13 protein-coding genes and 1 tRNA gene are annotated in these 12,619 nt (G+C 37.8%); 10 read left to right on the top strand and 4 right to left on the bottom strand.

Annotated elements, in window-relative coordinates:
* Positions 1–3: 3 nt before the first annotated feature.
* Genes JIV24_RS05130 through JIV24_RS05140 form a run of 3 tightly spaced genes read left to right on the top strand, consistent with a single transcriptional unit; the run spans position 4 to position 1,288 of the window.
* Positions 4–813: a CHAP domain-containing protein gene (locus tag JIV24_RS05130; protein WP_200463948.1), complete on the top strand. Its 810-nt coding sequence runs from the start codon at positions 4–6 to the stop codon at positions 811–813.
* A 1-nt stretch (position 814) separates the two neighbouring features.
* On the top strand, positions 815–1,036 hold the full coding sequence (locus JIV24_RS05135; protein WP_200463949.1) for a hypothetical protein: 222 nt from the start codon (positions 815–817) through the stop codon (positions 1,034–1,036).
* 18 nt (positions 1,037–1,054) lie between these two features.
* On the top strand, positions 1,055–1,288 hold the full coding sequence (locus JIV24_RS05140; RefSeq protein ID WP_200463950.1) for a hypothetical protein: 234 nt from the start codon (positions 1,055–1,057) through the stop codon (positions 1,286–1,288).
* Positions 1,289–1,477: 189 nt separating this feature from the next.
* On the opposite strand, the gene JIV24_RS05145 is transcribed toward JIV24_RS05140, so the two are convergent.
* The 3 genes from JIV24_RS05145 to JIV24_RS05155 all read right to left on the bottom strand — a co-directional run bounded on the left by JIV24_RS05145 (position 1,478) and on the right by JIV24_RS05155 (position 4,033).
* Positions 1,478–2,596, bottom strand: a complete 1,119-nt coding sequence (locus JIV24_RS05145) for an AbiH family protein (RefSeq protein ID WP_200463951.1) — start codon at positions 2,594–2,596, stop codon at positions 1,478–1,480.
* 11 nt (positions 2,597–2,607) lie between these two features.
* On the bottom strand, positions 2,608–3,822 hold the full coding sequence (locus JIV24_RS05150) for a tyrosine-type recombinase/integrase (RefSeq protein WP_353890330.1): 1,215 nt from the start codon (positions 3,820–3,822) through the stop codon (positions 2,608–2,610).
* A 136-nt stretch (positions 3,823–3,958) separates the two neighbouring features.
* Positions 3,959–4,033: transfer RNA gene (locus tag JIV24_RS05155), tRNA-Pro, on the bottom strand.
* Positions 4,034–4,189: 156 nt separating this feature from the next.
* On the opposite strand from JIV24_RS05155, the gene JIV24_RS05160 reads away from it, so the two are divergent.
* The 7 genes from JIV24_RS05160 (at position 4,190) to JIV24_RS05190 (ending at position 11,728) form a co-directional block, all read left to right on the top strand.
* Entirely contained in the window at positions 4,190–4,780 is a 591-nt protein-coding gene (locus JIV24_RS05160; RefSeq protein WP_200463953.1) for an RNA polymerase sigma-70 factor, read from the top strand.
* Between the two features lie 89 nt (positions 4,781–4,869).
* Positions 4,870–5,043, top strand: a complete 174-nt coding sequence (locus JIV24_RS05165; RefSeq protein WP_200463954.1) for a hypothetical protein — start codon at positions 4,870–4,872, stop codon at positions 5,041–5,043.
* A gap of 48 nt (positions 5,044–5,091) precedes the next feature.
* On the top strand, positions 5,092–6,063 hold the full coding sequence (locus tag JIV24_RS05170; RefSeq protein WP_200463955.1) for a FecR family protein: 972 nt from the start codon (positions 5,092–5,094) through the stop codon (positions 6,061–6,063).
* A 21-nt stretch (positions 6,064–6,084) separates the two neighbouring features.
* Positions 6,085–8,742, top strand: a complete 2,658-nt coding sequence (locus JIV24_RS05175; protein WP_200463956.1) for a TonB-dependent receptor — start codon at positions 6,085–6,087, stop codon at positions 8,740–8,742.
* A 4-nt stretch (positions 8,743–8,746) separates the two neighbouring features.
* Positions 8,747–9,682: a DUF4249 domain-containing protein gene (locus JIV24_RS05180; protein ID WP_200463957.1), complete on the top strand. Its 936-nt coding sequence runs from the start codon at positions 8,747–8,749 to the stop codon at positions 9,680–9,682.
* A gap of 149 nt (positions 9,683–9,831) precedes the next feature.
* A complete protein-coding gene (trxB, locus tag JIV24_RS05185; protein WP_200463958.1) occupies positions 9,832–10,833 on the top strand; it encodes a thioredoxin-disulfide reductase in 1,002 nt (333 codons plus the stop codon).
* Positions 10,834–11,005: 172 nt separating this feature from the next.
* Positions 11,006–11,728 carry a FadR/GntR family transcriptional regulator gene (locus JIV24_RS05190; RefSeq protein ID WP_200463959.1) on the top strand — a complete coding sequence of 241 codons (723 nt, stop codon included), beginning with the start codon at positions 11,006–11,008 and terminating at the stop codon, positions 11,726–11,728.
* A gap of 62 nt (positions 11,729–11,790) precedes the next feature.
* Here JIV24_RS05190 and murQ read toward each other — a convergent pair whose 3' ends face one another.
* Positions 11,791–12,618, bottom strand: a complete 828-nt coding sequence (gene murQ, locus JIV24_RS05195; RefSeq protein ID WP_200463960.1) for an N-acetylmuramic acid 6-phosphate etherase — start codon at positions 12,616–12,618, stop codon at positions 11,791–11,793.
* Position 12,619 lies beyond the last annotated feature (1 nt).

Here is a 12,619-nt window from a genome sequence, read left to right on the forward strand (position 1 = left end):
TAAATGAAAGACTTTTTTAAAACCTTTAAAGAAGAGCTGACGGTGATACCGTTGCTCATCATTGGCTTTTTTGCCTTGAATATGGGATTGAGTTACCTATTTCCAAACAATGCTTTTTTCGATTTCTTTTCGGAGATGGAAAACATTGCTTACAGTGTGGTTCGCTTTATTGTGGTGCTGGCATTGGCATGGGTTGGCGTTAGGGTGATATTTCCGAATGTATTCAAGTTCTTGAAAAACGAGTTTTACCCCAACTTTCCAAAACTTGAAACTCAATTTAAATACAAACTGGCAACAGCTATATTTCTTGTGTTTGTATTGGCATCGGCTATTACAGCAAAGGCGCAAGACAATACCAGGCACGAGCTACTAAAGAACCTAACCGAGCAATTGGATGTGCGAGAGGTGACGGCCAATAGTTCGCCAATGATTGATACCTACCTGCAAAGTGTTGGCTTTGATTACCCGGTGCCCTGGTGTGCTGCTTTCGTTAGTTGGAACCTGAACCAGTTGGATGTTGATAATCCGAATAGTGCTTGGTCGCCAAGTTTTGCACGTGATAAGGATGTGATATGGCGAAACAAGACAAGAGGCATACAGCCAAAGTGTAGCGATGTGGTGACCTTCTATTATGCCAGGCTCAAGCGAGTTGGCCATGTTGGCTTTTTTATCAAAGAAAGTAAGAGCGGCTATTTTATAACCATAGAGGGCAATACCAATGGAGGCGGCAGCCGTGAGGGTGATGGCGTGTATATGAAAAAGCGGCCTCCGGGTAAGGTCTTTGCCATTAGTAGATATATTAAGGAGGTGTGATATGACGATAAAAGGAAAGATATTTATGTGCACGACATTCCTGTTCCTGGGGATGTTCATAGGTGGCGCGCTGGTGTATGGCTGGATGGATTCAAACAGCAATGCCGGTAACCAGGTCAATGTTAATGTTGAAGGTAAAATTAAAGATGGCTCAGAGGTGAAGATTGAAGTGGAGAGTGACCAGGAGCAAAAGAAAGAAAAGAAACGGTGGAAACTGTTTTAACGTTTTAAACTCACACGCATGAAAAGTTTTTTATTGGCTACACGTATGGAGATAATTGCACCAACAACAGGCGGTGGAGTTGGTATTTTTGCTTTGTTGGTTGAGTGGGCTCCGATTATTTCAATAGCTGCTGCACTAATTGGTGTGGCACTTGGGGTGATGTCGTTTATTATGAAGCGACAACAGCATAAAATGGAAATGGAGTATTATGCTGCAAAAATTAAGCATATGAAAAGCGGAAATAGTAAATAAAGTGTTATACTTGTATGTGATGACGGTGTAAACCCGATTCACCGTTCATAAAATTTAGGATTAAATTAGTTAAAGGCTAGCAGGATTCTGTTAGCCTTTTTTTGTTTAATTTTATTTAGTACTTTAGTTACAGATTAAAATTTTTGTCGGAATTCAACAAACTTAATGGGGTGAAAAGTCACCCCTTTTTTAGTTTGGATTAGTGGCCTCTTCTTTTTGTTTGGCTTCTTGGATTGGCTGGGGCATGGGGAAAGATAGACTTTTAGGCACAACTCGTTCACGAAATTTGCCTTTGTCTTTAAAGTGTCTTGATATCTCATATGTTTTTTCTGTGAAATCATCTGATGTATCATTCTGTTTGTGATAAAAGATTTGTATTTCCTTACATCTATCATTTTCAAAAATCCTATGAAGCAGTGTTCTATCAGTTAATCCACATGAATGACCATAAATGTGTACCTCGAAGTCTTCAGAATCCAAGAAACTAATTAGTTTATTGTAATTATCAGTCTCAAGATATTGAAAGGATTTGATATGCTTGAAAAGGTCATTATTATTTGCATCTTCAAACTCTAAAAACTTTTTATCAAACTCGTCACCAAACCCAAAAATTGGTTGCTCATCAAAATTCCATAAGCATCCATGAATGTAATTAATATCAGTATGAGTTATTGTTTGACACCTACGAAGATAGCCATCTAAAGTATTAGTATAGTTGAAGTTAAGAAAAAGAATATTTGGTGCATATTTTGTATTTTTACTAACACGCGGATCGTAATGCCCACCACCTCTTGTTTTGAGATTACTTGCAAAGTATGTTTCTAAATTTTCACTAAAATGCTTTCCGCTATTATTAACATGTTCTTTAGATAAATAATCTAACAGCTTTTGGCGTAAAAACGAGAAATCTTCGTTTATATCTATAATACCATCGTCATAAAAAGAGGAGCTATTTTTCATTTTGTTATCAGCCAACAGGGTGAAAAATTCCATTTCTAGATCAACCCAATTAAAACTTTTAATTTTCTCAATAGAATTGTAAAGAATTTGTTGAGTGCTTACTCTAATATCTGGATCTTTTCTTATGCTTTCGAATGTTTCAAAGATATCCCCATTGCTTATGTGATGTTCAGGAATGTAGCTTCTGTGATAACGACAACTTATCTCTAGGATTTTATCTTTGTAATGCTGTTTATTATAGAAGATATCAATTGCATTGTTTAGATAATCAGCAATAAAATCCTTAAAGCTTGTTTTCATTCCATGAGCTAAGTCAAAACCATTGCCAATAATTATCAATCTATTCATGTGTGTGGGGATTATTGTTTTAATATATCGAGTACTTTACGGTTTAAGTCGTCAACAAGTTCCCAATCATAGTCAAAATATGTATCGGTTACTGTTGTTTTACCATGGCCAAGCGATTGGGCAATGAGTGGCTTGCTGGCGCCAATGGGTTTTTTGGCTGCAATGCCGGCCCAGGTGTGTCGAGCATGGTACATCACTAGTTCTTCAGGAATGGTGATGTTTTTTATCCCATCTTTCTCCAGCTGCTCATTGATGTTTTTTGCCAAGGTCTTCAGGTGCTTATTCATCTGCTTGGTTAGGTTCTTATGATTGGCGTATCGCTCCTGGTAGATGAGAAAGGTATTTACTCCTTTTCGTTTGTCAATAATCGCTTGAGCTTCGAGCTCAACTTTGATGTTATAGGCTTTTGATGTTTTGCGCCTTTGGTATTCAATGCGCCCATCGTTAATGCCTGCTATCTCATAGATATCGATGTTGTTCATGCCAATAAGGTAGAATGAGAGCATAAAGAAGTCACGAGCAAGAGATGTGTATTGATCCTTTGTTTCGAAATCGCGAATAAGCCGGATGGCTTCAACTGGCAATCGTAAGTTACGAGGCGTTGCTTTGGCAAATTCAAACTTCCGGAAGGGATAAAGGTTCTGATCAATGAGTTCATCCACATCGATGGCCCGATTAAAAAGCGCACGGATGTTTCGTAAGTCGATGTTGGCGGTTCCTGGCGATGTTTGCTCAATGCGATGCTCTTTGAACCGGTTTAACCAGGGCTTATTAATATCGGAGAATAACAAGGAGCCTTTGCTGTAATCTTCCAAAATGGTTAAGGTGGCGTTGTAACGTTCGCGTGTTCCCTGGTTCTCTATCTTAGGCAAGTAATTTTTGAAATACTCAAGGAAATCGGCATTATTATTAAATGCACTGCCGCCTTTTTTAATGTATTCGCCGATTTGTTTGGCGGTCATGTGGTCAATCTTTCTCCGCTCCTCCAGCTCTTCAATGTAATCCCATGCTTCATTGACCTTAACAGATAAGCTTCGATTAGTTGAACGAACATTATCAACCTGGGGGCAATTTCGTTTTATCTGTTCATTGCCCCAGTACTTTTTATCGATGGCAATTTTGGTGGCAAGTTCGGTATTTGTGCCTTTATGGGATATCAAAATCATGATTTGATAAAGATTATCCTTGTTTGGTTTTCGTTTTAAAATTAATCGAGCTGTAGCCATATCAGAAAAAAAACTAAAAAAAAACTAAATTCAATCCGTTTTCATGGGGTAAAAAGGTACAAAAACCCATTGGATTTGAGAAATAAAAAAAGCGACTACTTTATGTAATCGCTTTGTAATAAGGGTTTTAACTTCGTCGGGATGACAGGATTTGAACCTGCGACCCCTGGTCCCCCAGACCAGTGCGCTAACCGAGCTGCGCCACATCCCGAATAATTGTGCAACAAATTTAGTCAAAAACGACTCTTGTACAATTGAAGCAATAAAAAAAGTTAAAAAGAAGTTTTTGAATTATTTCTTCGCCTTATTATATAGCACCTTACCAATGAATTTATATTTTTGTTGAAACACACATATCTACCATACCTTGATACAAGAAGAAGTAAACGAAATTGATATAATAAAAGGAATTGAAAGAGGAGACGAGAATGCTTTTCAAGAAGTATTCATCAGATACTATACTCAACTAGTTGTTTTTGCACGTAAAGTTGTTGTTGATGATGATTTGGCTAGAGAATTAGTGCAAGATGTTATCGTCAACTTCTATGAGAAAAGAAAAGAGCTTAAAATTCATACTTCCCTGAGAGCTCACTTGTATCAATCGGTTCGCAACAGATGTTTAAATCAAATTAAACACAGTCAAATAAGGCGCGATCATCATGCAAATATTTATTTGACACAAAAAAATACGGAAGCATACGTTGATGATAAGCTTGAGGAGACCGAATTGGAACAAAAAATATTCTCAATCATACAAACACTTCCTAATCAATGCAAAAAAATTTTTGAAATGAGTCGCTTTGAAGGGGTGAGTAACCAAGAAATAGCCGACAAATTGAATTTATCAAAACGAACTGTAGAAACTCAGATTAGTAAAGCTTTAAAAGTTTTACGAAAAAACCTAGCCGGATACCTTGATGCATGGATGATGATCATGTGGCTATTATTTAATTATTAAAAAAGTGACATGATAAATACGTGTACATACAAAGTTGTTTGTCTTAACTAACGACACGAAGAACTATTAACCTTAAACGGATATTAAAAATGGAATTCGTATTTCAAATATTAGCCGACCTGTTATCGCCTGTTGATGAGAAACAAGTGAAAGCAGAAGACAAGAAGAATGCTGAGATAGAGAAAGTGGAAATCGCAAAAGAGAAAGCGGTTGAAACAAAAGGTGAAGAACCAAATATCTTTGGCATCATGGATTTTCATTAATAAACCAGAATATTTCTGTTTTATTGGTTGAACTGAAAGATTGAAAAGATGAATGAACTAAATAAGCATATGGATGAGTTGATTGTTAAATCTTTAACGAATGATATTTCGTTAGAAGAGAAAGCAGGGCTTGATACATGGATTCAACAATCACCTGACAATGCAAATTACATAGAACAAATGCAAAAAGTCTGGAGCCGTTCAAAGGCTTTAGAAGCATTTCGATCTGTGGATGTCATGAATGATTTTGAGCAATTCAAATCAAAAGTTGGCATAAAGCCAAAGGTTGTTCGAATGTCAATGCGTCGATCGTTTTTGAGAATTGCCGCGATAATGATTCCTGCCATCATGCTGGTTACTGCATACAGCCTATACGAAACAGTCCCAGGCTTTGGTAAGTGGGAAGCTTTTTCTACCGAGAATAGTATTAATGAAGTTATTTTAGCTGATGCTTCCGAAGTGTCGTTAAACAAAAACAGTAAGTTAGTATACAAAAAAGGCTTAACCGGTGATACTCGCCAATTAAGATTAGAAGGTGAAGGCTATTTCAAAGTTGCCAAAAACCCCAATAAACCGTTCATTGTTCAAGTAGGCAATGCCGAAGTAAAAGTATTAGGTACTGAGTTTAATTTAGAAGAACTAAATGGGAAGGTTAGCCTAGCAGTTACCGAAGGTCGTGTTTTGTTTTCTTCAGGAACGAATAGCATGGAAGTGACTGCTGGTGAAAGAGCAGTAAGTAAAGCAGGACAAATTACAAAAATGCCATTGGAATCATCTAACTGCATTGCATGGAAAACCGGCCAGATTGTATTTGAAAAAGCATCGATAGATGAAGTTATTGAAACAATAGTGGATCACTTCAGTGAGATTGTTGGCGTTGAGAATTCAGCAAAAGCATCAAATTTACAAATCACTACTCGATTCAATAATCCGAGTTTAGAAGATGTTTTAGTTGAATTAAGAATTCATTTCGCGAAAAAATTTGAGATTAATGATAACAAATTGATCATCTCTGACTAATTTCGGAGTTGATTAATTTTTATGCCAACAATCTTAAACCATACATATAAAAGCATACTATTTGTTTTGCTCATTCTTCTGGTAAGCACCAGCTTGAATGGGCAAAATGTTTTATATGACTATATTGAATTGTCATCAAAAAATGGTTCCACAGAGTCATTCTTGTCTGAAATAGAAAGCCAAACTGACATCGTTTTCAGTTACAGTAATAATTTATGCTTTAAAGATTCGCTCAATTTACCTATCCAAAGCGGCATGGTGCGCGAGGTGCTGGATGCAATATTTGTATCTTGCCCATCTAACTATACTGTGCGCGGAGAAAAAATAATCATCCACCCAATTACTGGAGACAAAAAAAAGTATGTCGTAAAAGGCTATGTAATCGATAAGCATACAAAAGAAATACTTATCCAGGCTAATGTTTATGAACCTGAAATTCTTTTAGGTACCGTTAGTAACAACTTTGGGTTTTTTAGCATAACTCTTCCCGAAGGATTCGCACATTTAGCCAGCTCATATGTTGGGTATCAAAATCAACATCATTATTTAAACTTAACTAAAGATACCACCATTTATTTTTGGATGGAGCCCAAGGAGGAACTTGATGAAATAGCGGTGCTCGGAGAACGCGTTCCGGGCAAAGTAAAAAGCTCAAGAGCGGGAATTATCGATGTACCAATAGAGCAGATTAAGAAAGTTCCTGTTTTTCTGGGTGAAGTTGACATTGTTAAAAGTATTCAATTACTACCAGGAATTCAAAGTGGTGGCGAAGGCTTTAGCGAGCTTTATGTTCGCGGTGGCGGACCCGACCAGAATTTGGTATTAATGGATGATGTACCCATCTATAACTCCAGCCATTTACTTGGTTTCTTCTCCATATTCAACGCCGATGCTGTAAATAGCGTCAGAGTAATTAAAGGAGGATTCCCCGCCAGATATGGTGGCCGATTATCATCGGTTGTTGATATACGGATGTACGATGGCAATAGTGAAGAATTCAAAGGAACTGCAAGTATAGGACTACTATCCAGCCGCTTGGCAGTAGAGGGCCCATTGATTAAAGATAAATCGTCCTTCTCAGTATCATTTCGTCGAACTTATTTCGATATCCTGACAAGCGTTTGGCAACTAAAAGAAGCCGATAAAAGTCGCTACTATTTTTATGATTTTAATACTAAGCTTAATTATAAACTATCTAAGCGCGATCGCCTTCATTTTAGTACCTACCTGGGTAAAGATAGGTATGGTATCTCCTACAACGAGCAAACCATAGAAATTGAACAGCCTGATGGCTCTAAAGTTAGTCGGAAAGAATATGATGAAAGCGATGTGGGATGGCGAAACTATGTTGGCTCAGTCAGGTGGAATCATATTTTTGGTGAAAAAATGTTTGCCAATACTACATTGACCTATAGCGACTATCGCTTCTTTATCGATCAATCATCAAATTATGTATCTGATGGCTCGTGGAGCAAGGGTAGCCAGAATTATTATAGTGGCATTAGAGATTTGAGCGCTAAAATCGATGTCGATTACCTCCCTTCTCCTAAGCATTATATTCGCTTTGGAGGAAGCATGATTAATCACACCTTTTATCCGGGCATTGATGTGCAATTGAGAGAAATAACAAGTAGCACACCAATTGACACAACTTTCGGAGGCACTCAAATGTATCGACAGGAATATCGTTTTTATGTAGAGGATGATTTCCATCTGTTTCCACGATTAAAAATGAATATAGGTGGACATTTTTCGCTATTTCAAACCGAGAGCAATAAATTTTACTGGTCAGCAGAACCTCGCCTATCGGCACGATACTTAATAAAAGATAACCTATCGGTAAAGCTAGCCTATAGTCAGATGACACAATATATGCATTTGTTACGCACATCGGTAGTAGCCATGCCAACCGATTTGTGGCTGCCGGTATCTGACGGTATTGCACCTATGCGAGCCTCCCAATCAGCTCTCGGATTAGAATATGAAATTAGCAAAGGGTTTAATTTATCCCTTGAGTTTTATTACAAAGAATTATCCGACATATTAGCCTATAAAGAAACGGCAGGATATTTTGATTTTGCTTCAGACTGGCAAAGCAAATTGACGGCAGGTAGTGGGCAATCATATGGTTTTGAACTGCTATTACATCGAAAAATGGGGAATCTTTCAGGGTGGTTTGGCTATACCTACTCTAAGTCAACCAATCAGTTTGACGAACTAAACAATGGCTTAGAATTTCCTGCTAACTTCGATCGCACCCACGATGTGTCAATTTATGCATCTTATAAATTCTCAAAAAAAATGGATATGGGCGTGACCTGGGCATTTGGAACGGGGAACCCTATCACTTTATCTGAAACGAAATATTACGCACCTCAATTACCAACTACCGAGGTACCCAACAAATCATCGTACAATCAATTTATCAATCAACGCAACAGCTACCGGATGCCTAACTTTCATCGCTTAGATATAGGATTCAACTTTAGTAAGGATAAACCATGGGGAAGTCGCTTGTGGAGTGTTGGCCTTATGAATACTTATGGCCGTCAAAACCCTTTCTTTTTGTATTTTAGCGATGTAGAAAATGAACAAACCGGTGATATTGAACGCTCTTTAAAGCAATTTAGTTTATTTCCAATACCAATACCTTATGTGAGGTATACCGTTAAATTTTAAGGCATTGAAAAGTAGATTTACATACCTGTTCCTATTGTTTTTAGCGCTTGTAGCTTGCGAGAAAGACATTGAAATAGAATTAAATAAGCAAAGCGATAAATTGGTAATGTATGCCTTTATTTATCCCGACAGTGCCTTAAACCTCCATTTTAGTAAAAGTCAAAGCATATTATCGGTCGATGATTACAAACAAATAGAAAAAGGGCGCTTTCAAATATTTATTAATGATAGTTTCCAAGGTACCTATATCCTACCCTCCGATACCGTTTGGAGCAATTGGAAAGAGTTTTCATTTAATGAAAGAGACAAAATTAAAATTACCGCATACGAGTTTGAAGGCGACACTGCAACAGCTGAATCGAAGATACCGCATAAGATCAACATTCTGAACATGGATACGCTGTCAATTAATCAGAATATTTCTGAGCTAGGAAATGTCGACATGCTACGAACAAAAATCACCTTTCTGGATCCGGCACACGAAACCAATTATTACCAATTATTAGTCGTACGTGAAGGTTGGGGTGATATTAATAGTACCGAATACTACACACGCAATACTATTACCTACGAGAAAGATGATCTTGTATTCACACAAGGCGAGCAAAGTGGTAGTTTATTACCGGGCATCAATTTTCAAGGTTTATTTACCGATGAAATTATTAATGGCCTAGAGTACGAATTAGGCTTTAACATCCCAAAAGACAATTTATTCTTCGATTATTACGAAGATAAAATTAAGATTACGGTATACCTCTATCACCACACCGATGATTACTATTCTTATTTCAGATCGATTATTCTAGCTGCTGGCTACGAAGGGTTTTATGAAGAATTACCTGTATTTGAACCCGTAAAAATTCATACAAACATTAAAAATGGACTGGGGGTTCTTTCTGGCATGAATTTCGATAGCGACTCCCTGGTATTCGTCAAATAATCAATTGTCATGCATTTCTGACAATATTGTCATAATCAGAGTAGAGGGTGTGTAAAATGTCATGATATTAAGTGCGGCACATCTTTTGAAGAGAAGCATGAAAATTTGTAGTTTTACAACTTATTTAGAAATGTTAATACTTAGATAATATGGCTCTTTTTGAAAAAATGGAGAATCTGGAGACTCCACAAAATGAAAATAAAGATATGGGTGAAGTAGAAAAAGTAAAAGTACTGATCATCGGTTCTGGACCTGCTGGATACACAGCAGCTATTTATGCATCTCGTGCAAACCTTAGTCCGGTAATGTATGAAGGATTACAGCCGGGTGGACAATTAACAACCACTACTGAGGTTGAAAATTTCCCTGGTTACCCAAAAGGAACAACTGGTCCTGAAATGATGGAAGAATTAAAGGCGCAAGCTGTTCGTTTTGGTACCGATGTTCGTTTTGGCATGGCTACTTCTGCCGATTTAAGTCAGCGTCCATTTAAAGTAACAGTAGATGGCAATAAGGTAATTGAAACAGAAACCTTAATTATTGCCACTGGTGCAACTGCCAAATACTTAGGTTTACCTGATGAAACTAAGTATGCCGGTTCAGGCGTTTCGGCATGTGCAACATGTGATGGTTTCTTTTACCGAGGTAAAGATGTAGCTGTTGTTGGTGGTGGCGACACGGCCTTAGAGGAGGCTATGTATTTAGCTGGTTTGTGTAAAAAAGTATACTTAATTGTGCGTCGCGACGTATTCCGTGCTTCAAAAGTAATGCAGGAAAGAGCAATTAACACACCAAATATTGAGATTCTTTGGAAACATCAAACTAAAGGCCTATTTGGCGACGGTGTTGTTGAAGGTGCCACTTTAGTTAAAAACATGGGTACGCCTGAAGAGGAAGAAGTAAAAATCGCTATCGATGGTTTCTTCTTAGGAATTGGTCATAAACCGAACTCTGACATTTTTGCAGATTACATTGACACTAATGATGTAGGTTACATCCAAACTGTTCCGGGTACTTCAAAAACAAATGTACCAGGTGTGTTTGCTTGTGGCGACGTACAAGATGACCAGTATCGCCAAGCTGTAACAGCAGCTGGATCTGGTTGTATGGCAGCGATTGATGCCGAACGTTTCTTGGCTGAGCAAGAGTAATTGATATCCTAATTGATATAAGAAGGGATGGCCTGGGCCGTCCCTTTTTTTATGAATAAAAGCATTAAGTTTTGAAAGATATGACACTTTAAACATAGCAGTGATACTTTTTAGATAGTGCGTTTTAAGGAAATTGTAATAGATTTGTATGATGTATTAAGAAACTTTGTTGATGGACGAACTTTTTGGAAAAATAGGCACAAGTCAAACGCTGAGTCAAAAAATTGAACGAAAAATTGAAGAGGCGATACGAACAAAACGTTTGATACCTGGAACAAAACTTCCTTCAGAAAAAGAATTGTGCGAGAGCTTTGCTGTTAGCCGTACTGCTTTGCGTGAAGCCCTACGAAGGTTGAGTGCTAGAGGTTTGGTTGAGATAAAAAAAGGCAGTGGAATGTTTGTTTCAGAGATAAAGATTGAAGACGCAATTAAATCTTTGAATCTTTATTACGACTTGAAATTTGACTCAAGTTTAATTCGTCAGATTATTGAAGTTCGTCGGATATTTGAGCCTGAAATAGGTCGTTTAGCGGCATTAAACCGAACAAATGAGGACTTAAAGTTGCTACAAACCAATTTAAACGAACTGGAACAATGCAACCCCGACAACACACAACTGGAAGTGGATTTAACTAATCGTTTCCACATGAACTTAGCTAAGGCAACCGGCAACCCTATCGTTATTATATCAATGGAGCCAGTCTATTCACTCCTGCCACGTATGCGCAATATGATATACGCTAATATCGAAGGAGAAAAAGAATATACATTACGACTACAAAAGGAAATTTACAAAGCGGTATCAGTAAAAAATAGCGATTCATCTTACCGATATACAGTAGAATTACTTGAGCGAAACATGGAGGTTTACGATAAATACTTCAAAGAAGAGTAAGATTATTAATGACACTAAAAGAAAGTTGCTGAACAAACAACAACCCCCTTTTTATTATCTGACTAGCCATTATAAGCATCAATCGCTTTTTTGACCGAACCGTACTTAAGAAGCAGGTCCCTTGACTGCTCATAGGGTATTTTAAGTTCATCCATTATCATTCTCGCGCCCCTGTCGACCAGCTTTTTGTTCGTCAGCTGCATGTTCACCATTCGATTACCTTTTACTCTGCCAAGTTTAATCATTATGGTAGTGGTTAGCATATTCAGAATCATCTTTTGCGCAGTACCAGCCTTAAGCCTCGTACTTCCTGTCACAAATTCAGGTCCAACTATGGCTTCAATCGGAAATTCGGATACGGCAGCTACTTTACTATCGGGGTTGCATGTGATGCAACCTGTCAATAAGCCATTTTTACGAGCATGTTCAATACCTCCTATAACATACGGTGTTGTACCTGATGCTGCAATTCCAATGACGGTATCTAACTCGTCAACTTTGTATTCTTTCAATTCGCCCCAGGCTTTGTTAGCATCGTCTTCGGCTGCTTCAACCGCTTGACGCAAAGCTCTATCACCTCCTGCAATTAACCCTATAACCATATTATCAGGCACACCAAAAGTGGGTGGCAATTCAGAGGCATCCAATACGCCCAATCGCCCACTTGTACCAGCACCTAAATAAAATACACGCCCCCCCTGCTCCATTCGCTTAATAATACGTTCAGCAAGTTCCTTAATTTGTGGCAGAGCTTTTTGAACTGCCCGGTGCACATTCGCATCTTCCTGATTGATATTAGTAATCAGTTCTTCCACCGTCATCTTTTCAAGATTATCAAAATGTGATGAGGATTCTGTTACGCTAATACTTTTATTTTTCTTTGAAGTCATA

It is taken from the genome of Carboxylicivirga marina, assembly GCF_016612505.1.
Lineage (GTDB): Bacteria > Bacteroidota > Bacteroidia > Bacteroidales > Marinilabiliaceae > Carboxylicivirga > Carboxylicivirga marina.